The sequence below is a fragment of the Marivita sp. genome (genome assembly GCF_020055675.1).
Classification (GTDB): Bacteria; Pseudomonadota; Alphaproteobacteria; order Rhodobacterales; family Rhodobacteraceae; genus Marivita.
In genome coordinates this window covers 81,872-104,497 of the sequence record NZ_JAIPUS010000006.1, presented here as the reverse complement: position 1 = coordinate 104,497, position 22,626 = coordinate 81,872, and the positions used below count along the sequence as shown (strand labels likewise).

Here is a 22,626-nt window from a genome sequence, read left to right as displayed (position 1 = left end):
ATAGTCATGGGCTTGTACCTGCTGTTCCTGATGCTGCCGATCTACTGGCTGCTGAACATGAGCTTCAAGACCAATGCCGAGATCCTGAGTTCCTTCACGCTCTGGCCCCAGACGTTCACGTTCGACAATTACCGCACGATCCTGACCGACGCGAGCTGGTACACGGGCTATATCAACTCGATCATCTACGTGACGATGAACACGGTGATTTCGCTGGCCGTCGCGTTGCCTGCGGCCTATGCCTTCAGCCGCTATCATTTCGTGGGTGACAAGCACCTGTTTTTCTGGCTGTTGACCAACCGCATGGCGCCGCCCGCGGTGTTCGCGCTGCCGTTCTTCCAGCTTTATTCCTCGGTCGGGCTGTTCGACACGCATATTGCGGTGGCCTTGGCGCATACCTTGTTCAACGTGCCGCTGGCGGTCTGGATCCTCGAAGGGTTCATGCGCGGCGTGCCCAAGGAAATCGACGAAACTGCCTATCTGGACGGCTACAGTTTCGGCCGCTTCTTTACCCGCATCTTCATGCCCCTGATCTCGTCGGGCATCGGGGTCGCCGCGTTCTTCTGCTTCATGTTCTCGTGGGTCGAATTGCTGCTGTCACGCACCCTGACCAGCGTGGACGCCAAACCCATCGCTGCGACGATGACACGGACCGTCGGCGCAAGCGGCGTGGATTGGGGCGTGTTGGCCGCCGCGGGTGTGCTGACGATCATCCCCGGCGCGCTCGTGATCTATTTCGTGCGTAACTACATCGCCAAGGGCTTTGCCCTGGGGAGGGTGTGATGCGGATGACCTGTGACGAAACGCCCAAGATGACACACGTGAATACACGGAGGATCTTCTGATGGACCTTTCATGGATGGCATGGACATGGCCGACCGCGATTTTCTTCCTTGTCATCGCGAGCCTGCTGATCGTCTTCACAATCCTGGCAATCAAATTTCCCGAGACGCCGCGCACCGGTATCTTGCGGATCCAAACGACGCGGGGTGACAGATTGTTCATCACGCTGCTCGGTTCTGCCTTCATCAACCTGGCCTGGCTGGGTTTCATGGGCCCCGAGCTTCAGCCCTACGCGCTGATCGTATGTCTGGCCTATGCCGCGGCGGTGTTCCGCTACGTCTGACGCCGGATTTCAGGCATCGGATGCATCCGGTGCCCAACAAACCCTTGGTTCACTTTCGGGAGGATATCTATGAACCGTCTTTACAAATCCAGCACAGCCTTGGGGCTTGCGCTCATGATCGGGGGCAGCCCTGCCTTTGCCGACATGGATGCCGCGCGCGCCTTTCTGGATGAACAAATCGAACGGTCTGCGCTGTCGCGCGCGGACCAGGAAGCGGAATTGCAGTGGTTTATCGACGCTGCAGAGCCGTATCAGGGCATGTCGATCAACGTGGTTTCGGAAACCATCGCGACACATGAATACGAAAGCCAGGTGCTTGCGCCGGCGTTCACCGCGATCACCGGTATCGAGGTCTCTCACGACCTGATCGGCGAAGGCGATGTGGTCGAGCGGCTCCAGACTCAGATGCAGACCGGCGAGAATGTCTACGACATGTATGTCAATGACGCCGACCTGATCGGCACGCACTGGCGCTACCAGCAGGTGCGCAATCTGACAGACTGGATGGCCGGCGAAGGCGCCGAGGTGACGAATCCGGACCTCGATCTTGAAGATTTCATCGGCACCGCCTCGGCCACCGGCCCGGATGACAAGCTGTACCAGCTTCCGGTCCAGCAGTTCGCGAACCTCTACTGGTTCCGTCATGACTGGTTTACCGACCCGGACATCATGGCCGCCTTCGAAGAGGAATATGGCTACGAACTGGGTGTTCCGGTGAACTGGTCCGCCTACGAGGACATCGCGGAATTCTTCACCGGCCGGGAAATCGACGGCCAGACCGTGTATGGAAACATGGATTACGGTCGCCGCCACCCAAGCCTCGGCTGGCGTTTCACCGATGCATGGATGTCGATGGCCGGCATGGGCGACAAGGGTCTGCCCAACGGGACCCCGGTCGACGAATGGGGCATTCGCGTCAATGACGACTTTCAGCCCGTCGGCTCCTGCATGGCGCGCGGTGGTGCAACGAACAGCCCCGCCGCGGTCTATGCGATCGAGAAATATGTCGATTGGCTGGAAAACTACGCTCCACCCCAGGCCCCCGGCATGACCTTCTCCGAAGCGGGTCCGGTTCCGGGGCAGGGACGTGTTGCGCAACAGATGTTCCTCTACACGACATTCGTCGCGTCGCTGGTCGATCCCGACCTGCCGGTGATGAACGAGGACGGCACACCCAAGTGGCGTCTCGCGCCCAGCCCGCACGGGGCCTACTGGGAAGAGGGCATGAAGATCGGCTACCAAGATGTGGGATCGGCCACGCTGATGAAGTCCACTCCGGTGGACCGGGCGCAGGCCGCGTGGCTCTACGCTCAGTTCATCGCCTCCAAGACGGTGGACGTTGAAAAGTCGCATTATGGCCTGACCTTCATCCGCGAAAGCACGCTGGATCATGAAAGCTTCACCGAACGCGCACCGCGTCTCGGCGGGCTGGTCGAATTCTACCGGTCACCGGAGCGTGAAAACTGGACGGATACGGGCTTCAACATTCCGGACTATCCGCGTCTCGCGCAATTGTGGTGGCAGAACATCGGCGATGCGTCCTCGGGTGCCAAATCCGCCAAGGAAGCGCTCGACGGTCTGTGTGAAGAGCAAGAGCAAGTGCTGGAGCGTCTCGAACGGGCCGGTGTGCAGGGTGATCTCGGTCCCGTCATGAACGAGGAAAAGGGTGCCGAGTTCTGGCTGGCCGAGCCGGGCGCTCCGAAGCCGAAGCTCGAAAACGAAGATCCTGAGCCGTCAACCATCGCCTATGACGAGCTGATCAAGTCCTGGCAGTAAATTGCCTTTCGATCGGGGCGCGCGTGTTGCGCCCCGATCCCCTTTATTCCTTTCCTGTTTGATCCTTTCCCAGCGTCCTGAAAAACTGGACCGACATCGCACGTCACCATGAGGAGGCTCGCTGCCCATGACCCACATCCTTGCCATCGACCAAGGCACGACCTCGACGCGCGCCATCATTTTTGACGAAACCCTCAAGGCCGTTGTGTCGGCGCAGGAAGAATTCGAACAATATTATCCCAATAGCGGCTGGGTCGAACACGACCCTTCGGACCTCTGGTCGACGACGGCGGCCACCTGCCGCGCGGCCATCGAAAAGGCGGGTGCCGGGACAGGGGATATCGCCGCCATCGGCATCACCAACCAGCGCGAGACCACGCTGGTATGGGACCGCAACACCGGCAAGCCGGTGTTCAACGCGATCGTCTGGCAGGACCGGCGGACATCCGAATATTGCAAGACGCTCAAGTCGGACGGGTTCGAGACGGTCGTGACCGACCGCACCGGGCTTCTGCTTGACCCGTATTTCAGCGGCACCAAGCTGGCCTGGATCCTCGACAATGTCGACGGTGTCCGCGGGCGGGCCGAAGCCGGCGATCTTCTGTTCGGCACGGTCGACACATGGCTTGTCTGGAACCTGACCGGCGGCAAGGTGCATGTCACCGATGCGACCAATGCAGCGCGCACGATGCTCTATGATATCCGCAAGGGCCGCTGGTCGCGGACCATCTGCGACAGGCTGGGCATTCCGATGTCGATGCTGCCCGAAGTCAAGGATTGCGCTGCCGAATTCGGTGAAACCCGTGCCGATCTTTTTGGGCGCGCCATCCCGATACTCGGCATCGCAGGCGATCAGCAGGCGGCAACCGTGGGGCAGGCGTGCTTCAAGCCGGGGATGCTGAAATCAACCTACGGGACGGGCTGTTTTGCCCTCCTGAACACGGGTGACACGCCGGTGACATCGACCAACCGGTTGCTCACCACGATCGCGTATCAGCTTGATGGAAAACCGACCTACGCGCTGGAAGGGTCGATCTTCATAGCAGGGGCCGTGGTGCAATGGCTGCGCGACGGGCTCAAGATCATCCGGGAAGCGAAAGAAACGCAACCGCTTGCACAGAAGGCCGACGCGGCTCAGGAGGTGGTGCTTGTTCCGGCCTTTACCGGCCTCGGTGCACCCTACTGGAACGCTGAATGCCGGGGTGCGATTTACGGGTTGACGCGCAACTCGGGACCCGAAGAGTTTGCCCGCGCGGCCCTTGAAAGCGTCGGCTACCAGACGCGCGACCTGCTTGATGCAATGAAGGCGGATTGGGCGAGCACCTCCGAAACCGCTTTGCGAGACTTCAACGAGGCGACGCTTCGGGTCGATGGTGGCATGAGCGCGTCCGACTGGACGATGCAGTTCCTGTCCGACATCATCGATGCGCCGGTCGAACGCCCGCAGGTTTTGGAGACGACCGCGATGGGGGCGGCCTGGTTGGCCGGCTACAAGGCCGGGGTCCTGCCGGACATGGAGGCATTCGCCGCGCAATGGAAAGCCGACCGGCATTTCGATCCGGACATGAGCGCCGAGGCGCGCGCGCGAAAATACGGCGGCTGGAAACGTGCGGTCGAGGCGACGATCGGGTTCGCTGGTTAGGCTTCGGACGCGTTGGAAGCCGCTTCGAAGCGGCTTGCAACGCGGTTTCGAAACCGCGTGAAAAGAGCTTTGGAAAGCTCTTGCAGCCCGGTATCAGCCGGTCACGCTCAGAATGATTTTCCCGATATGGGTGGAGCCTTCCAGGCGCGCATGCGCCTGCGCCGCGTCCGCCAAGGCAAAGGTGCTGTCCATCACGGGTCCGATCCGTCCGGCAGCCAAATGCGGCCAGATCTCCGCCTCGAGCTCCCGCGCGATGGCGGCTTTGGCGGCAACCGATTGAGGGCGCAAAGTTGAACCGGTGATCGTCTGCCGCTTCATCATCATCGGCGCGAAATTCACCTCCGCTTTGGATCCGTGAAGAAAGGCGATCTGGACCAGACGGCCATCCTCTGCCAGCGACTTGAGGTTGCGCGATATGTAATCGCCGCCCACCATGTCGAGAATCACGTCTGCGGCGCCCATCCCGCGCATCTTGTCGACGAAATCCACCTCGCGATAATTCCACGCGGCTTCGGCGCCCAGTTCAAGGCAGGCATCACATTTTTCCTTGGACCCCGCCGTGGTGAACACGCGGGCGCCGCGCAAGGACGCCATCTGGATCGCCGTGGTGCCGATTCCGCTTGAGCCGCCATGCACGAGAAACCGCTCCCCGGCCTGCAAGCCGCCGCGTTTGAAGACATTCGACCACACGGTGAAAAACGTCTCGCAGAGCGCGGCCGCCTGGTCCAGCGCCATGCCATCCGGCACCGGCAGCGCATGATCGGCGCTGGTTGCGACGTATTCCGCATAGCCGCCTCCGGGCAAAAGCGCCGTGACCGCGTCGCCGACTTTCCACCGGAAAACGCCATGGCCGACCGCCGCCACGTGGCCCGCCGCCTCCAATCCTGGAAGCGGCGAGGCGCCCGGCGGCGGATTATAGGCACCTGCGCGTTGCAGGGCATCGGGCCGGTTCACTCCGGCGCAGGCCACCTTTATCACGATCTCGCCGGCCTTCGGGTGCGGCACCGCCACCGTCGTGGGGCGCAGGACCTCGGGTCCGCCAGGCTGTGAAATCTCGATTGCGGTCATCTCGGCGGGGAGGGGCATGGGCTGGTCCATCTTGCGTTTCGATTGCTTGGAGTGTCGCAGAACAATCCGGTACTGCAAGCCCGCGGAACGCTGTTCGCCCGCAGGTGCCGCGAGCAAAACACGGGTTTCATCGGCGGGGCGCGGGTCGGGTTGTCATTCTTTCCCGGCACGAACAGTTGTGAGCCATCCCGTGATGGCCTAATCCTTGGGGCAACAGCAGCATCCAAGAGGAAACGATCCATGACAGACGGACCCGAGTACGGCTTCGACACGCTACAGATTCACGCCGGTGCGCGGCCGGACCCGGCGACCGGTGCGCGGCAGACGCCGATCTACCAGACCACGGCCTACGTGTTTCGCGATGCCGATCACGCGGCGGCGCTCTTCAACCTGCAAGAGGTGGGGTATATTTACTCGCGTCTGACCAACCCGACCGTGGCCGCGTTGCAGGAACGCATGGCGACGCTCGAGGGCGGGGCGGGTGCGGTCTGCTGTTCTTCGGGACACGCGGCGCAGATCATGGCGCTGTTTCCGCTGATGGGGCCGGGCAAGAACATCGTCGCGTCGACGCGCCTTTACGGCGGGACGGTCACGCAGTTCAGCCACACGATCAGACGCTTCGGCTGGTCCGCGACCTTCGTGGATTTCGACGACCCGGATGCAGTGAAAGCGGCGATCAACGACGACACCCGCGCGGTGTTCTGCGAATCCATCGCCAATCCGGGCGGCTACATCACCGATCTGGACGCCATCGCGCGGATCAGCGATGACGCCGGCATCCCGCTCATCGTCGACAACACCTCGGCGACGCCCTACCTCTGTCGCCCGATCGAACACGGTGCCACGCTGGTTGTGCATTCCATGACCAAATTTCTCACGGGCAACGGCACTGTCACGGGCGGCTGCGTTGTGGATTCGGGTAAATTCGACTGGACCGCATCCGACAAGTTCCCGTCGCTGAGCGAGCCCGAGCCGGCCTATCATGGTCTGAAATTCGCCGAGACCTTTGGCCCGCTCGCCTTTACGTTTCATGGCATCGCCATCGGACTGCGTGACCTGGGCATGACGTTGAATCCGCAGGCGGCGCATTACACGATGATGGGGATCGAGACGCTGTCGTTGCGGATGCAGAAGCATGTCGAGAACGCGATGACCGTGGCAAGTTGGCTGGAAACCCATGACGCGGTCGAGGCGGTGACATATGCCGGGCTACCCTCGTCGCCCTATAATCACCGTGTCGAGAAGATTTGCCCCAAGGGCGCGGGCGGGTTGTTCACCGTGGCACTCAAGGGCGGCTATGACGCCTGTGTAAAGCTGGTGGAGTCGCTTGAGATCTTCAGCCATGTCGCCAACCTGGGCGATACGCGTAGCCTCGTCATCCATTCCGCCTCGACCACGCATCGGCAGTTGACCGAGGAACAGCAAATAGCGGCAGGGGCTGCGCCGAACGTGGTGCGGATTTCCATCGGCATCGAGGATCCCAAAGACCTGATCGCGGATCTCGACCAGGCGCTGTCCGCGGCAGGATGAGCGGCAAGGGCTTTCGAAAGCCCTTGCCCGCATTTTCGAAAATGCGGCAAGCCTGTTCGAACAGGCTTGCCCCCGGATCAGAGCGCGATCGGCTGCATCACTTGTGGTTCGATCACGTCCACATCGGGCAGAGCGCGGATCAGCCCTTCGGCGGATTGTTCGAGTGCCGGGAAGGTGCGGTAGTGACAGGGAACCAGCGTCTTGAAGTTGAAATAGCGCTTTGCCGCATAGGCGACCCCGGCCATATCCATGGTATAGTACCCCCCCGCTGAAAGAATGCCGATATCGGGTTTGTAAAGGTCCCCGATCCAGTCCATGTCGGCCATGATCGAGGTGTCGCCCGAGACATAGATCGTGCGGCCTTCGCCGCGAATGACAAAGCCGGTTTCCATGCCCATATAAGCGCTGCGGCCGTCCACAGGCATTGTTGATGAGTGCGAGGCAGGCACCAGCGTCACCGCCACATTGCCCAGCGTGATCGTCCCGCCCTTGTTGAAGGCATGTCCCTCGACCGCGCCATCGGCGTGCAGCCGCCCGGCCAGCTCGACGATCCCTGACAGGGGCGCGCCGGTGTTTCTGGACAATTCCGCGACGCCGTTGGTGTGGTCGAAATGCCCATGTGTCACGAGGATATGCGTCGCACCCGCAACGGCGGCGCCATGATCCTGCCCTTCCATCATCGGATTGCCGTTCAGCCACGGGTCGATCAGCAGCACCTGATCACCAATCTCGATGCGGAATCCCGCGTGGCCCAGCCAAATGATATTCATTCCATATTTCCTTTCTCCAGATCAGGCGCAGGCTAGCACACCCAACACCGCCGAAAAGAGGTCACTGCGGTTTGATCTGTGTCAATCAAAATGGACAATCAATATGTCAACTTGAAGTGACACATCAGGGAGACCCGTCATGCGCATCTTGTTTGTCCACCCGAATTACCGCTCCGGCGGCGCAGAGATCGCGGGCACCTGGCCACCGGCCTGGGTCGCCTACCTGTCGGGCCACCTGCGGCAGGCCGGATTCGATGACATCCATTTTGTCGATGCGATGACCGACAATCTCTCGGATGCCGATCTGGCGAAGCAAATGGAAGACATTCAGCCCGATGTGGTCGGTGTCACTGCGATCACGCCGTCGATCTACCGGGCCGAGGATGTGCTCAAGGTCGCCAAGGACGTAGTGCCCGACGCGGTGCGGATGCTGGGCGGCGTGCATGCCACCTTCATGTACAAGCAGGTCCTGTCCGAGGCGCCCTGGGTCGACGTCATCGTGCGCGGCGAGGGCGAGGAGATCTGCACCGAGCTGATGCTCGCCATCGAGGACGGGCGCTGGCCTGCCGACAAGCACAAGATCAAGGGTCTGGCATTCCAGGACGGTGACCGGATCGTCGCGACCCCGGCGGCGAGCACGGTCAAGGACCTGACCAAGATCAAGCCGGACTGGACCGTTCTGGAATGGTCGAAATACATCTACATCCCGCTGAACACGCGCGTCGCGATCCCCAACCTTGCACGCGGCTGTCCGTTCACCTGTTCCTTCTGTTCGCAGTGGAAGTTCTGGCGCGATTACCGCGTGCGCGACCCCAAGGACGTGGTGGACGAGATCGAGGACCTGGTCGAAAATCACGGCGTCGGCTTCTTCATCCTTGCCGACGAGGAACCGTCGATCAACAAGAAGAAATTCGTCGCCTTCTGCCAGGAACTGATCGACCGCGGCCTGCCCGACAAGGTCAAATGGGGCATCAACACCCGCGTGACCGACATCTACCGCGACCGCGATCTGCTCAAGTTCTACCGCAAGGCGGGGCTGGTACATGTGTCACTGGGCACCGAAGCGGCGGCGCAGATGAAGCTGGACCAGTTCAACAAGGAAACCACCGTCGCCGAGAACAAGGAAGCGGTGCGCCTGTTGCGCGAGGCGGATATCCTTGTCGAGGCGCAATTCATCGTGGGTCTGGACAATGAGACCGCCGAAACGCTGGAAGAGACCTTCCAGATGGCGTGGGACTGGCAGCCGGATCTGGCGAACTGGGCGATGTATACGCCGTGGCCCTTTACACCGCTGTTCCAGGACTTGAAGGACAAGGTCGAGGTCTTCGACTTCTCGCGCTACAACTTTGTCACGCCGATCATGAAGCCGGCCGCGATGGAGCGGGGCGAATTGCTGGACGGCGTGATGAAGAATTACCGTCGCTTCTACATGCGCAAGGCGCTGTTCCATTACCCGTGGCGCGGCACCGGGTTCCGGCGGCGCTACCTGCTGGGCTGTCTCAAGGCCTTCCTGAAAGCGGGCTTTGCGCGCACCTTCTATGATCTGGGCAAGGTCGGCTATACCGGGCCGCAATCGAAGAACAACCTCGATTTCCACTTCGACGAGACCCGGACCATCGCCGAGGCGCAGATGGAGGATTGGGAGGCCAGCGCTGACAAGGCCGCCAAGGCGGCCGAACGGCGCGAAGCGGTGAAGGCGCAAATGAAAGAGCGGTCGGCCGATCGGACACAAAGCTTCAAGATGCCAAACGGGGCCGAGGTAAAGGCCTGCGGTGGCGGAACGCAGCAAATGGAAGATGTCTGACGGGGTGCAGACCGAAGGCGTGATCGGTCCCAACGCCATCTTGCAGCTTCTGCCGCAGATCGAAGGCATCGGTGGGCAGGCGCAAGTCGCGCGGATGCTGGCCGATGCGGGCGTGGACATGGTGCCGGACGGGTCGCAGATGATCCCCGAGGGCCAAGCGGCGCGCCTGCATCAGGCCTTGCGCCGTGACGCGCCTGAAATGGCGCCGCTGTTGGCGTCCGAGGCCGGGCACGCGACGGCCCGGTATATCCTCGCGCATCGCATCCCCGTCCTTGCACAGCGCGCCCTCAGGGCGCTGCCGGCGGGTTTGGCGGCGCGCGCCCTGTCCAGGGCAATTGCCAAACACGCCTGGACCTTTGCAGGTTCCGGCCATTTCCGGGTCGTCACGCCCTGGGTGTTTGAAATTGCGCAGAACCCCATCGTGCGCGGCGAACACAGCCCGATACCGCTCTGCCATTGGCATTCCGCGGTTTTCACCCAGCTCTACCAAACCCTTGTCGCGCCCGACTGCCGTTGCACGGAAACCGCCTGCTGCGCCGTCACCGGGCACGGCGCCTGCCGGTTCGTGGTCACGCGCGGGTGACGGCCGCATCGCTTCCACTTGAACCCCTCATCCCGGACCGCTAAAGGCAGGTTGACAGTCTGTATCGCGATCCGAAGGGTGCCTCATGTCCATCGATACCGAAACCGCCGCCCGTGTGGCCAAGCTTGCGCGCATCCGTGTCGAAGACGATGCGCTGCCCGCGCTGGCACAGGAATTCTCGAATATTCTCGGCTTTATCGAGCAGCTGAACGAGGTCGATGTCGACGGCGTCGAGCCGATGGTCAGCGTGGAACCGATGCGGCTCAAGCGGCGCGAGGACGGGGTGACCGACGGCGGCATGCAGGACAAGGTCCTGGCCAACGCCCCCGACGCGCGCGAAGGGTTTTTCGCGGTTCCGAAGGTGGTGGAATAATGACCGACCTGAGCAAGCTCAAGATTTCCGAAGCCCGCGACGCGCTGCGCAAGGGGGACGTGACCAGCGTCGACTTGACCGAAGCCTGCCTGTCGGCGGTGGACCGTGCCGTGACCCTGGGCGCGGTCGTGCACAAGACGCCCGAAGTGGCGATTGGCCAGGCCAAATCCGCCGATGACCGGATCAAGGCCGGCGACGCACCCGACCTTTGCGGCATCCCGCTTGGCATCAAGGACCTGTTCTGCACCAAGGGCGTGCCAAGCCAGGCCGCCAGCGCGATTCTGAACGGCTTCACACCCGAATACGAAAGCACCGTGTCAGGCAAGCTGTTCGATGCCGGCGCGGTGATGCTGGGCAAGCTCAACATGGACGAGTTTGCCATGGGAAGCAGCAACGAAACCTCGACCTATGGCAACGCGGTCAATCCGTGGCGGCGCAATGGGGACGACACCGCGCTCACGCCGGGCGGCTCGTCCGGTGGGTCGGCCGCTGCCGTCGCCGCTGACCTCTGCCTCGCTGCCACCGGCACCGACACCGGCGGGTCGATCCGCCAGCCCGCCGCCTTCACCGGCATTACCGGCATCAAGCCCACCTATGGCCGCTGCTCGCGCTGGGGCATCGTTGCCTTCGCCTCGTCGCTGGACCAGGCCGGCCCGATGACCAAGGATGTGCGCGACGCCGCGATCATGCTTGAGGCGATGTGCGGCCATGATCCCAAGGACAGCACCAGCGCCGATTTGCCCGTGCCCAACTTCGAGGCGATGCTGACCGGCGACATCCGCGGCAAGACCATCGGCATCCCGCGCGAATACACGATGGACGGGATGCCCGACGAGATCGCGGCGCTTTGGGCCGAGGGCCGCAAGATGCTCGAGGACGCGGGCGCCGTGGTGAAGGATATCTCCTTGCCGCATACAAAATACGCGTTGCCCGCCTATTACGTCATCGCGCCCGCCGAGGCGTCGTCGAACCTCGCGCGCTATGACGGCGTGCGCTATGGCCATCGCGCCAAGCTGTCCCAGGGCGACGGCATCACCGAGATGTACGAGAAGACTCGCGCCGAAGGCTTTGGCCCCGAAGTGCAACGCCGCGTGATGGTCGGCACATATGTGCTGTCGGCCGGCTTTTACGACGCCTATTACAACCGGGCCCGCAAGGTTCGCACGCTCATCAAGAAGGACTTCGAGGATGTCTTCGCCCAGGGCGTCGACGCGATCCTGACACCCGCCACCCCCTCGGCGGCGTTCGAACTGGGCCGCAAGCAGGATGATCCGGTCCAGATGTATCTCAATGACGTGTTCACCGTCACCGTGAACCTTGCCGGGCTGCCCGGCATATCTGTTCCGGTCGGGCTGGACACCACCGGGCTGCCGCTTGGTCTGCAACTGATCGGCCGGCCGTGGGAAGAGGGCGATTTGCTGAACACCGCCTACGCTCTGGAACGCGCGGCCGGGTTTGTGGCGAAACCCGCCCAATGGTGGTAACACGCGCCAGATGAGCCAGGACATGAGCAGAAAATCCCCACACTCCCGACGTCTGACCCGTGCGTCGATCGGCGGCCTCGTGCTTTTGGCGCTCGCGGCCTGTTCCACGGAGGTGCCGAACAGCGGCGTCGGCTTCGACGATTACGACAGCTACCAACAGCGCCGCGATCAAGTGCTCGAAGGTCGTGAACCGGCCACGACGATCACGCCGCCCGCGCCGGTGACCGGCGCGCCGCTCTCGGCGACAGGCCCCCTGGACGACGCGGCCCTCGCGGCCCGTCGCGCAAATTCGGGTGTTGATCCGGTCAACGCCTCACCCGGCAACCCGGCGCCGCAGCCGGTGGAAAATGCCGCCGGCATCTCCACCGAGAATGATTTCGACGCCGTGTCCAACACGCGCAGTATCGAAAGCGACGCAGCCCTGATCGCGCAGAACCGCTCGCGCTACCAGGTCATCCAGCCCGAGGCGCTGCCCACACGCCCGGGGACGGATGCGCCGAATATCGTGGCCTACGCGCTGCAGACCGACAATCCCAAGGGCGCGCCGATCTATCGCCGCTCGTCCTTTGCGTCTGAAAACCGGCATCTGCGCAATTGTGCCGGCTTCGCCTCGTCAGATCTCGCGCAGGAGGCGTTTCTTGCCGCCGGTGGCCCGGAGCGGGATCGCAAGACCCTCGACCCCGATGGGGACGGGTTTGCCTGCAACTGGGACCCGGCCCCGTTCCGCGCGGTCCGCAACTGACGCCGCTCTGGCACCCATCGCCGAATTGCGGCCCGCGCCGTGGCGGCGCGCGGCCTGACCTGATCGTCTTGCACTACACGGCGATGGAATGTGCCGCGACGGCGCGCGATTGGCTCTGCGATCCGCAGGCACAGGTTTCGGCGCATTACGTCTTGGCATCCGATGGCACGCTTTGGCAATTGGTCGACGAAGACGCCCGCGCCTGGCACGCCGGCGCCGGGGCGTGGGGGCCGGTCGACGACGTGAACTCCCGTTCCATCGGGATCGAGATCGCCAATACCGGTCACACGCCGTTCGCCGCTTGCCAGATGGATCGGCTGGAGCGCCTGGTCGCGGAGATAATGACCCGCCACGGCATCCCCCCCGAACGGGTCATCGGCCATTCGGACATGGCACCGGGCCGCAAGACCGATCCCGGACCAAGGTTCGACTGGCTGCGGCTGGCCCGGCAGGGGCTGTCGATCTGGCCAGAGCCGCATGGCAACGGCGATTTCTTTGAGAACGCGCGGCGCTTCGGCTATAAGGCTGCTGTCCCGCGGGAGACACTCCTGCACAGCTTTCGCCTGCGGTTCCGTCCCGGTGCGACAGGCCCGATTGACGCTACTGACCATGCACTCATGGCCTGCCTCGCACAGCGCTGGCCCGTCGCCGCGTCCTGATCTTCTCTGGTTTTCAAATATCCCGGGGGTTTGGGGGTGGAACCTCCAAGTGGTTCCGCAGGTGGGAACAGACGATGCGTCACTGCATCCTTGCTGCTCAAATCAACTCGTAGGGCAGGATGCCCCGCCGGTGCGTCTGGATCGTCAGCTTGCGCTCCAGCGGCGGGACCGATCTTTGATGACAATTCGAGCGTTCACAAATCCGGCAGGAAATCCCGATCGGCTCGAAGGCGCCATCGCGGGCGAGGTCCAGCCCGTCGGCGTAGACCAGCGCGCCGGCATGTTTCACCTCGCAGCCAAGCGCGATCGCGTAGCGCCGCACGGGCGCGCCGAAATGCCCCCCGGTCTTGGAGACATCCCGTGCGAGAGAGATATAGCGCACCCCATCCGGCGTTTCGGCCAATTGCCGCAGGAACCGGCCCGGAGTCTCGAAGGCGCGGTGCACGTTCCACAGCGGACAGGCCCCGCCGAAGCGGGCAAATTGCAAGCGCGTGGCGCTGTGCCGCTTGGTGATCGTGCCGGCCTGGTCGACGCGAACGAAAAAGAACGGGATCCCCTTGGCCCCGGGGCGTTGCAGGGTCGACAGCCGGTGCGCCACCTGTTCGATCGACGCCCCGAACCGCCGTGCCATCAATTCCAGGTCGTGGCGGGTTTCATGAGCGCTGTGCAGGAATTGCCCGTAGGGCATCACCGCGGCCCCGGCGAAATAATTGGCCAGACCCAGCCGCGCGATGTCGCGGGCCGCGTCGGACTGGAACCGGCCCAGATCGAGCGTTGCATCCAGCAGCTTGCCATGACGTGCCAGCGCCAGTTGCAGCATCATCTGGAAAGTCTGGGTTTCGGGCGCGGCCAGCGACGACACGGTCACTTCCTGCCGTAATTCGTCAAAGCGGCGCAGCTCGGGCATGTTGGCGAAACGGACATGCAGCCCTTCGTGTTCGAGCCCGCGAATGGCGGCGCGCACGCGGTCCGATCCGGTCAGCTTGGTGGCCACCCGCTCGGCGGCGCGGTCCACGGCGTCGATGTAGTTGTCGCAATAGTGAAAGAAATCGCGCACCTCTTCCCAGGGTGAGGGCTGCAACTGCGCGCCCTCGCGCCCCAGGGCCTCGTCCAGCGACGCGAGCCGTTCATGGGTCTGCCTGTAGGCGCTGTGCAGTTCGAGAAAGGCCCGCGCCAATCCCGGCGCGTTCGATGCGGTCAGGCGAAGATCGGCAATCGGGGGGGTGGCGTCCGAGAAGATCGGATCGGCCAGCGCCTCGCGCATGTCTGAAATCATGCGCTCGGCATCCCCCTGGCCCAATTCGGTCACATCGATTCCGAATTCCTGCGCAAGGGCCAGCACCACCGTGGTGGACAGCGGGCGCTTGTTGTTTTCCATCTGGTTCAGATAGGGCAGGGACACGCCCATCTTGGTCGAGAAATCGCGCTGGGTCATGCCCAGTCGGGTGCGGATCTCGCGCAGCTTGGCACCGGCATAAAGTTTTTGAGTCGACATGTCAGCCTCGGGGATTTGCAGCTTTGCAGCGCGTCACTGCCGAGTTTGCAAATTCATCCGGCGCTGTCCAGCCCGGCAAGCCGCGCCGACCGCCAGATCACCAGCTGAATCGCGAAGATCGCAAAGATCGCGGTGGCAAGCATGATCCACAAAAGCGGCCACGGGCCCGATCCCGGCACCAAGAGCGCGCCGGCCAGGGCGGACAGGCCCGCGCCTCCGCCCAGCATGATTGCGCCGCCCAAACCGCTTGCCGTGCCGGCCAGATGGGGACGCACCGACAGCATGCCTGCGGTGGCGTTGGGGATTGTCATGCCGTTGCCAAGGCCGACGAAGGTCATGAAGCCGAAGAAACTCCATTCGGTGCCAAAGCCCAGCCAGAAGACGCTTATGGACAGAAGTATGCCAGCCGCGTTGATCAGCGTGCCAGCAAAGACCATGCGGTTGACGCCGATCCGCGCCGAATAGCGCCCCGAGATGAAATTGCCGAGGAAATAGCCGATCGCGGGTGCGCCGAAGAAGAAACCCAGGATGGCCGGTGACATGCCGAACACTTCGGTGCCGACAAAGGGCGCACCGCCCAGGTAGGCAAAGAACGCGCCCGAGGACATGCCGGCGGCAAGCGCATAACCCCAGAAACGCGGGCTGGTCAGAAGCTCGGGGTATTGCGCGAATTGCGCGGTCATGGACATGCCGCTGACGCTGGCGGTCTCGCCAAGGTCGGCCCAGGAAAGCCAGAACATGCCCAGGCCAAGGATGAAGAGCAGCCAGAAGTTCGACTGCCAGCCGAACATTTCGTCGAGAATGCCGCCAAAGGCCGGGCCGATCATCGGCACCACCGCCATACCCATTGTCACGTAGCCGATCATCGACGCGGCCTGGTCTTGCGGCACGCAATCGCGCACCACGGCGCGCGACAGGACCATCGCGGTGACGATCACCGCTTGCGCCATCCGAAACGCAAGGAAGGTGTAGACATCGGGTGCATAGATGCAGCCCAGCGTGGCAAGGCAAAACCCGCCAAGGCCCCAAAGGATCACCGGGCGGCGACCGAGCTTGTCCGAGATCGGCCCGATCAGGATTTGCAGCACCGCGTTCACGCCAAGATAGACCGCCACCGACAGCTGCATCAGTCGGTACTCGGTGTCGAAATAGGCGGTCATGTTGGGCAGGGAGGGCAGAAAGATGTTCATCACAAGCGCCGACAGCCCCGCGAGCAGGATCAGTGTGACAATATGCGGCGGTGTGGCGCGGTCGAGGAAGCGGACCTTTGAGATGTAACTCATTGGATATCGCTACGCCCGGTCTCCGGGAATGTCCATATGAGGCGGCGTAACGATACAATTTGCAAATTTGCAAATAGCAAGCAGAAGTCTTTCCATGGTTTGCAAATTTGCTCATTTTCTCTTGAGTGCGTGCCGCACCACAGTATGGTCGTGCGAAAGGCAAAAAGGGATGGTCCATGAAAGATATTCTGCAAGAGTTGGAGACCCGCCGCGCCGACGCCCGCATGGGTGGTGGGCAAAAACGCATCGACGCACAGCACGCGCGCGGCAAGCTGACGGCACGCGAACGGGTCGAGCTGTTGCTGGATGAAGGCAGCTTTGAAGAATACGACATGTTCGTCACCCATCGCTGCACCGATTTCGGGATGGAAAAGAACCGCCCGGCGGGCGACGGCGTTGTCACCGGCTGGGGCACGATCAATGGCCGGATGGTCTATGTCTTCAGTCAGGACTTCACCGTCCTGGGCGGATCGGTGTCTGCGACCCATGCGATGAAGATCTGCAAGATCATGGACATGGCGATGCAGAACGGCGCGCCGGTGATCGGGATCAACGATTCAGGCGGCGCACGTATCCAGGAAGGTGTCGACAGCCTGGCCGGCTATGGCGAGGTGTTCCAGCGCAACATCATGGCCTCGGGCGTGGTGCCGCAGATCAGCGTGATCATGGGGCCATGCGCGGGCGGGGCGGTCTACAGCCCGGCCATGACCGACTTTATCTTCATGGTGAAGGACAGTTCATACATGTTCGTCACCGGGCCTGACGTGGTGAAAACCGTCACCAACGAACAGGTCACCGCAGAAGAGCTGGGCGGCGCGGCGACGCATACCAGGAAATCCTCGGTCGCGGATGCCGCGTTCGACAATGATGTAGAGGCGCTCGCCGAGGTGCGGCGCCTGGTGGATTTCCTGCCGCTCAACAACCAGCAGCCCGCCCCCAGGCGCCCGTTCTTCGATGACGTCGACCGGGTGGAGTCATCGCTGGACACGCTGGTTCCTGAGAATCCCAACACACCCTATGACATGAAAGAGCTGATCCAGAAGATCGCGGATGAGGGTGATTTTTACGAGATACAGGAAGACTTCGCCAAGAACATCGTGACCGGCTTTGTCCGCCTGGAAGGACAGACGGTGGGGATTGTCGCGAACCAGCCGATGGTTCTGGCAGGGGTGCTGGACATCGACAGCGCCCGCAAGGCTGCGCGCTTTGTGCGGTTCTGTGATTGTTTCGGTATCCCGATCCTGACGTTGGTGGATGTGCCCGGCTTCCTGCCGGGAACGTCGCAGGAGTATAACGGCGTGATCAAGCACGGGGCAAAGCTGCTCTATGCCTATGGCGAAGCGACGGTGCCGAAAGTCACGGTCATCACCCGCAAAAGCTATGGCGGGGCGTATGTCGTCATGGCGTCCAAGCACCTGCGGGCGGATGTGAATTATGCCTGGCCGACAGCCGAGATTGCCGTGATGGGCGCGAAAGGCGCGACCGAGATCATCCACCGGTCGGATTTGGGCGATGAGGCAAAGATCGCCGCCCATGCCGCCGAATACGAAGACCGCTTCGCCAATCCATTTGTCGCGGCGGAACGCGGCTTTATTGACGAGGTGATCCAGCCGCGCAGCACCCGCAAACGTGTCGCGCGGGCGTTCGCCGCGCTGCGGTCGAAAAAGCAGGACATGCCCTGGAAGAAGCACGACAACATTCCGCTTTGAGCGGCGCTGGTGCGTGTGAGCACGCACCCTACGGAGGGAGGCCGTCAATGGCGATTGGAGGAGCTGGGCAATGTCTCGTCATGGGTGCAATGGCACTTGGCGGGACAGCTGCGTGCGCGTCTGATGAGCCTCTCTCCGTGCCTTCGGGCCAGCCCGTGATGTTCCAGGAAATGCTTTGGGACCGGCCCGGCGCGGGGCTTGTCTACCGGTTTCGTTTCATCGCGCCCGAGATCGGGCAGGAGGGGCGCGCCTATGATGACGTGGAGGTGGACATGCAGCATCTGTGCGAGGCGTATGCGATTCCCCGCATCGCCGATACCGGGCCGCAGCCCAGACAGATCGTGATTTCCCTGGCCAGGACCGAAACCGAATTCGGTATTACCAATCCCGAAGTCGTGCAATTTTTCGAAGCGTATCGCATAGAAGACGAGACCTGCATCTTGGAGCTTTTTTAATGCGACTACAAAATCTTGCGGACCGTCTGTCCAGTTGGAAACGGTTTGAGTCTTTTGCGCCACAGCGCGGCGTTGTCTTGGGCTGTGGATATCTTTCGGCCCGGATTTCAGGATATCCTGAAGAGGACTGCACCCAAGCAGTCTTTACCTCGAACCGAGGACAGGCAGGACCATCATCTGGTTTTGTTGGGTCCTTTACTGAACCTGACAGGAGAACAAGATGTCCAAGAGCATCAAGCTTCTTGCCGCAGCCGGCCTTTTTGCAGCGCTCTCGGCGTGTGCACAACAGCAGGCTGAAGAAGAGTTTGTGGTCATCGATCCGGAACCGATCAGCCACGAGCCCGTTCAAACCGGCAAATACAAGTAAACTGAAAACGGGGCGGGCACAGACGTCCGCCCCCTTTTCGCCGATGCGCGCAGGGGTTGTCCCATGCTGAAGCATCGCGGCTTTCCGGGGCGGCTTCCCGGAACGGATTTCCAGTTCACCATCCGGCGGCCCAATCCAAAGGGTGCCACGCCTCTTATCCGGCGGGACCGCTATCGCGACCGCCGCGCGCCGGACAAACGCGCCGATCTGGCCTTCATGGGCGCATTGTGGGCGCATTTCGGCGACGCACCGTTCGAGCGCGGCAATCTCGATGCCGGGCGGCTGAGCTGGCTGTTCGCACGCGAGGTGCTGCCCTATGACGACCCCTTTGATCCCGAAAGCTATGACGCGCAGCTGATCATCGACGAAAAAGCGGCGCGCGCCAGCTTTCCTGAGGCGTTCGAAGACGGAATGTGGGCATGAAATCGCTGACGCCGGGACACTTTAAGCGGGAACAGGCCGAAACGGCAAGTTGCCGCAAACGGTCGATTGATCCGTTGGGCGATTGTGGCACGCTGCCCGCGTTCCTGGTGACTTGGCGTTGGCAGTTTGCGCCAGGTTTTCTCAGCTACCCTGTGCCTGTCGGGCGGTTTGGCCATACCCCAGGTCAAACGCCTGACATTTTTCATTTTACATCAGAATGTTACACCGAACGGCAAAGTTTTTCTCAAACCTGGCACCATCCGGATCGGGGCTGGAACAGGCGGCCAATCCGATGCGTTCCTTCACGACAGGTACTCTTTCGAGAAGGAACACACTCATGGAACAGACTGGTCTCAGCCGCAAATCCATCCTCGTCGTCTGTGCGCTGCTTGGCGTTTCCGCCTGCGGCGACACGCTGGGCGAGCAGGCGCTTCTGGGCGGTGCGGCCGGTGCGGGCACAGCGGTCGCAACCGGCGGGGATACCGCAACGGGTGCAGCCGTCGGCGCAGCCGGCAATGTCGCCTACTGCCAGGCCTATCCCGAACGCTGCTGACGCAGCGCGCTACCACTCACATTCATTCGGGAATTGGACCGTCGCGCCGTCAGGCTGCGGCGGTCTTTTTCGTTCTATCGCCGCGGGTCGCGCCGGCGGCCAAGAAAAGACAGACAGAAAGGGACAGACATGTTCGACAAGATCCTGATTGCCAACCGGGGCGAGATTGCCTGCCGGGTGATCAAGACCGCCCGCAAGATGGGCATCAAGACCGTCGCGATCTATTCGGATGCCGACAAACACGCGCTGCATGTCGAGATGGCCGACGAGGCGGTGCATATCGGCCCGCCACAGGCGAACCAGTCCTATATCGTGATCGACAAGGTGATGGACGCGATCCGCCAGACCGGAGCGCAGGCGGTGCATCCGGGCTACGGGTTCCTGTCGGAAAACCCGAAATTCGCCGAGGCGCTCGAAGCTGAAGGCGTGGCCTTCATCGGGCCGCCCAAGGGGGCGATCGAAGCGATGGGGGACAAGATCACCTCCAAGAAGATCGCGCAGGAGGCCGATGTGTCCACGGTGCCGGGTGTCATGGGCCTGATCGAGGACGCCGAGGAGGCGGTGCGTATTTCGAGCGAGATCGGCTATCCGGTGATGATCAAGGCCAGCGCCGGAGGCGGCGGCAAAGGCATGCGGATCGCGTGGAACGACGATGAGGCGCGCGAAGGGTTCCAGTCGTCCAAGAACGAAGCCGCGTCATCCTTTGGCGACGACCGCATCTTCATCGAGAAATTCATCACCCAGCCGCGTCATATCGAAATCCAGGTGCTGTGTGATGCGCATGGCAACGGCATCTACCTGAACGAACGGGAATGTTCGATCCAGCGCCGGAACCAGAAGGTTGTCGAAGAAGCGCCCAGCCCGTTCCTGGATGAAGACACACGCAAGGCGATGGGCGAGCAATCCGTCGCTCTGGCAAAGGCCGTGGGCTACACCAGCGCCGGGACGGTGGAATTCATCGTCGATGGCAACCGGAACTTCTTTTTCCTTGAAATGAATACGCGGTTGCAGGTGGAACACCCCGTGACCGAACTTATCACGGGCGTCGATCTGGTCGAACAGATGATCCGCATCGCCAATGGCGAGGCGCTGTCGATCAAGCAGGATGATGTGAAAATCAATGGCTGGGCCATCGAGAACCGGCTTTACGCCGAAGACCCTTACCGCGGCTTTCTGCCGTCGATTGGCCGCCTGACCCGCTATCGCCCACCCGAGGAAGGGCCGCTGGGCGATGGCATCGTGCGCAACGACACCGGCGTGTTCGAGGGTGGCGAGATCAGCATGTACTACGATCCGATGATCGCAAAGCTGTGCACCTGGGCCCCGACCCGCGGCAAAGCGATCGAGATGATGCGCAATGCGCTCGACAGGTTCGAGGTCGAGGGCATTGGCCACAACCTGCCTTTCGTCGCTGCCGTTATGGATCATCCCAAGTTCATCGCCGGCGAAATGACCACCGCCTTCATCGAGGAGGAATATCCCGACGGCTTTGACGGGGTGACACTGGACGACACGGCGCTGAAACGGGTCGTCGCTGCCTGTGCCGCGATGAACCGCGTCGCCGAGATTCGCCGCGCGCGGATTTCAGGCACGCTCGACAATCACGAACGCCAGGTCGGAGATGACTGGAATGTCGCGTTGCAGGAGCGGGATTTCGACGTGACCATTGCGGCGGATCAGAGCGGCGCGACCGTTCGCTTTGCGGATGGTACCGAATTGCGCGTTGCAGGGGCCTGGACGCCGGGCGATCAACTGGCACGGATGACGGTGAACGACGCTCCGCTGGTGATGAAGGTCGGCAAGGTCTCGGGCGGGTTCCGCATCCGCACGCGGGGCGCGGACCTCAAGGTCCACGTCCGCACGGCGCGTCAGGCGGAACTTGCACGCAGGATGCCCGAGAAAGTGCCGCCGGATACATCGAAAATGCTGCTGTGCCCGATGCCGGGCCTGATCGTGAAAATCGATGTCGGTGAAGGCGACGAGGTTCAAGAAGGGCAGGCGCTGTGCACCGTCGAAGCGATGAAGATGGAAAACATCTTGCGCGCCGAACGCAGAGGCACTGTTTTGAAGATCAATGCCGATCCGGGCGACAGTCTGGCCGTGGATGATATCATCATGGAGTTCGAATAGGCGCGTGCCTCTGGTGTTGACGATATCAGGCGATCTGCCTTCGGGGCATGGGGACTGGCCTTACCCCCGTGGCAGGCCGTCCGTGCGGTCATTGATTTCCTGTTGGCGCATCGGCATCTTGTCGATGGCGCGGCTGATTTCACGGACGCTCCACGGCAGCGGCTTGCGCTGTTCGACCTTTCCATCCTTGCCGATCACCGCCAGCATGAAGCCACGCGGCCTCAGCTGGGTGCGGATGGAAGACCGGTCATCGGGGTCGGTGTCGGTGATGATGACGACATCGCGCGCGTCGAGCGCTTCCAGCTCGTCAAGCAGCAACTGCATCTGCTGGACGTATCTCGGGTCGGCGGGGCTATCGGCGAAAACGACGATGGGGCGCTTGATCCACAGGAAATCGGACAGCGTCACGTCCTGCGCGGAGCGGATCATGTCCACTGACATATCGTCGATCGTGGCCTCGTTTTCCCGCTCTTGTGTCCACGCGGCGGAGGACAGCGTCATCATGCCGGCCAGCATCAGGGATAATATCTTGTTCATGCTTGGACACATAGGGCGTGGATCGCCCAATGCGAAGGCTCGAAACGGGGCGGGGTGCAAAAAAGTGACCATCGGACGAACGCCCATCAGACCCTCACCGCCGCGCGGGACGCCATG

The 22,626-nt window shown here is 62.2% G+C and carries 22 protein-coding genes; 17 read left to right on the top strand and 5 right to left on the bottom strand.

All coding sequences use genetic code 11. The features are described 5' to 3' along the window. Window positions 1–6: 6 nt before the first annotated feature. From LCF59_RS06425 to glpK, 4 genes are all read left to right on the top strand, one after another. Entirely contained in the window at window positions 7–783 is a 777-nt protein-coding gene (locus LCF59_RS06425; RefSeq protein WP_292286659.1) for a carbohydrate ABC transporter permease, read from the top strand. Window positions 784–844: 61 nt separating this feature from the next. Beyond that, on the top strand, window positions 845–1,126 hold the full coding sequence (locus tag LCF59_RS06420) for a DUF2160 domain-containing protein (RefSeq protein ID WP_292286622.1): 282 nt from the start codon (window positions 845–847) through the stop codon (window positions 1,124–1,126). Between the two features lie 69 nt (window positions 1,127–1,195). Next, on the top strand, window positions 1,196–2,902 hold the full coding sequence (locus LCF59_RS06415; protein ID WP_292286621.1) for an ABC transporter substrate-binding protein: 1,707 nt from the start codon (window positions 1,196–1,198) through the stop codon (window positions 2,900–2,902). A gap of 127 nt (window positions 2,903–3,029) precedes the next feature. Further along, window positions 3,030–4,544: a glycerol kinase GlpK gene (glpK, locus tag LCF59_RS06410; protein ID WP_292286620.1), complete on the top strand. Its 1,515-nt coding sequence runs from the start codon at window positions 3,030–3,032 to the stop codon at window positions 4,542–4,544. A gap of 93 nt (window positions 4,545–4,637) precedes the next feature. On the opposite strand, the gene LCF59_RS06405 is transcribed toward glpK, so the two are convergent. After that, window positions 4,638–5,630, bottom strand: coding sequence for an NAD(P)H-quinone oxidoreductase (locus LCF59_RS06405; RefSeq protein WP_292286619.1), 993 nt, complete (start codon window positions 5,628–5,630; stop codon window positions 4,638–4,640). A 222-nt stretch (window positions 5,631–5,852) separates the two neighbouring features. On the opposite strand from LCF59_RS06405, the gene LCF59_RS06400 reads away from it, so the two are divergent. Next, a complete protein-coding gene (locus LCF59_RS06400) occupies window positions 5,853–7,142 on the top strand; it encodes an aminotransferase class I/II-fold pyridoxal phosphate-dependent enzyme (protein WP_292286618.1) in 1,290 nt (429 codons plus the stop codon). Between the two features lie 77 nt (window positions 7,143–7,219). Here LCF59_RS06400 and LCF59_RS06395 read toward each other — a convergent pair whose 3' ends face one another. Next, window positions 7,220–7,912: a metal-dependent hydrolase gene (locus tag LCF59_RS06395; protein ID WP_292286617.1), complete on the bottom strand. Its 693-nt coding sequence runs from the start codon at window positions 7,910–7,912 to the stop codon at window positions 7,220–7,222. 139 nt (window positions 7,913–8,051) lie between these two features. On the opposite strand from LCF59_RS06395, the gene bchE reads away from it, so the two are divergent. The 6 genes from bchE to LCF59_RS06365 all read left to right on the top strand — a co-directional run bounded on the left by bchE (window position 8,052) and on the right by LCF59_RS06365 (window position 13,557). Further along, window positions 8,052–9,716 carry a magnesium-protoporphyrin IX monomethyl ester anaerobic oxidative cyclase gene (gene bchE / locus LCF59_RS06390; protein WP_292286616.1) on the top strand — a complete coding sequence of 555 codons (1,665 nt, stop codon included), beginning with the start codon at window positions 8,052–8,054 and terminating at the stop codon, window positions 9,714–9,716. Next, entirely contained in the window at window positions 9,709–10,299 is a 591-nt protein-coding gene (gene bchJ / locus LCF59_RS06385) for a bacteriochlorophyll 4-vinyl reductase (protein WP_292286615.1), read from the top strand. The genes bchE and bchJ overlap by 8 nt, the downstream gene beginning before the upstream one ends. An 85-nt stretch (window positions 10,300–10,384) precedes the next feature. Then, window positions 10,385–10,672 (top strand): Asp-tRNA(Asn)/Glu-tRNA(Gln) amidotransferase subunit GatC, encoded by a 288-nt coding sequence (gene gatC / locus LCF59_RS06380; RefSeq protein WP_292286614.1) that lies wholly within the window; start codon window positions 10,385–10,387, stop codon window positions 10,670–10,672. Further along, on the top strand, window positions 10,672–12,156 hold the full coding sequence (gatA, locus tag LCF59_RS06375; RefSeq protein WP_292286613.1) for an Asp-tRNA(Asn)/Glu-tRNA(Gln) amidotransferase subunit GatA: 1,485 nt from the start codon (window positions 10,672–10,674) through the stop codon (window positions 12,154–12,156). Before gatC ends, gatA begins: the two co-directional genes overlap by 1 nt. Before the next feature lie 22 nt (window positions 12,157–12,178). Continuing rightward, complete coding sequence (locus LCF59_RS06370; RefSeq protein ID WP_292286612.1) at window positions 12,179–12,898, top strand: hypothetical protein; 720 nt, start codon at window positions 12,179–12,181, stop codon at window positions 12,896–12,898. Window positions 12,899–12,966: 68 nt separating this feature from the next. Then, complete coding sequence (locus LCF59_RS06365) at window positions 12,967–13,557, top strand: N-acetylmuramoyl-L-alanine amidase (protein WP_292286611.1); 591 nt, start codon at window positions 12,967–12,969, stop codon at window positions 13,555–13,557. 97 nt (window positions 13,558–13,654) lie between these two features. Here LCF59_RS06365 and LCF59_RS06360 read toward each other — a convergent pair whose 3' ends face one another. Beyond that, a complete protein-coding gene (locus tag LCF59_RS06360) occupies window positions 13,655–15,052 on the bottom strand; it encodes a short-chain fatty acyl-CoA regulator family protein (RefSeq protein WP_292286610.1) in 1,398 nt (465 codons plus the stop codon). 53 nt (window positions 15,053–15,105) lie between these two features. Further along, on the bottom strand, window positions 15,106–16,335 hold the full coding sequence (locus tag LCF59_RS06355) for a multidrug effflux MFS transporter (RefSeq protein WP_292286609.1): 1,230 nt from the start codon (window positions 16,333–16,335) through the stop codon (window positions 15,106–15,108). Between the two features lie 176 nt (window positions 16,336–16,511). Between LCF59_RS06355 and LCF59_RS06350 the strand changes: the two genes are divergently transcribed. The 6 genes from LCF59_RS06350 to LCF59_RS06325 all read left to right on the top strand — a co-directional run bounded on the left by LCF59_RS06350 (window position 16,512) and on the right by LCF59_RS06325 (window position 21,972). Further along, window positions 16,512–18,044, top strand: coding sequence for an acyl-CoA carboxylase subunit beta (locus LCF59_RS06350; protein ID WP_292286608.1), 1,533 nt, complete (start codon window positions 16,512–16,514; stop codon window positions 18,042–18,044). 47 nt (window positions 18,045–18,091) lie between these two features. Further along, window positions 18,092–18,499, top strand: a complete 408-nt coding sequence (locus LCF59_RS06345) for a DUF6497 family protein (RefSeq protein WP_292286607.1) — start codon at window positions 18,092–18,094, stop codon at window positions 18,497–18,499. Window positions 18,500–18,719: 220 nt separating this feature from the next. Next, the gene (locus tag LCF59_RS06340) at window positions 18,720–18,866 is read left to right on the top strand and encodes a hypothetical protein (protein ID WP_292286606.1); all 147 of its coding nucleotides are present in this window, start codon (window positions 18,720–18,722) and stop codon (window positions 18,864–18,866) included. Window positions 18,867–18,929: 63 nt separating this feature from the next. Continuing rightward, window positions 18,930–19,289 carry a hypothetical protein gene (locus LCF59_RS06335; protein ID WP_292286605.1) on the top strand — a complete coding sequence of 120 codons (360 nt, stop codon included), beginning with the start codon at window positions 18,930–18,932 and terminating at the stop codon, window positions 19,287–19,289. Between the two features lie 337 nt (window positions 19,290–19,626). Then, entirely contained in the window at window positions 19,627–19,842 is a 216-nt protein-coding gene (locus LCF59_RS06330; protein WP_292286604.1) for a hypothetical protein, read from the top strand. Window positions 19,843–19,971: 129 nt separating this feature from the next. Beyond that, on the top strand, window positions 19,972–21,972 hold the full coding sequence (locus LCF59_RS06325) for an acetyl/propionyl/methylcrotonyl-CoA carboxylase subunit alpha (RefSeq protein ID WP_292286603.1): 2,001 nt from the start codon (window positions 19,972–19,974) through the stop codon (window positions 21,970–21,972). A 60-nt stretch (window positions 21,973–22,032) separates the two neighbouring features. Here the strand turns inward: LCF59_RS06325 and LCF59_RS06320 are convergent, their stop codons facing one another. Continuing rightward, window positions 22,033–22,509, bottom strand: coding sequence for a DUF4174 domain-containing protein (locus LCF59_RS06320; protein ID WP_292286602.1), 477 nt, complete (start codon window positions 22,507–22,509; stop codon window positions 22,033–22,035). Window positions 22,510–22,626 lie beyond the last annotated feature (117 nt).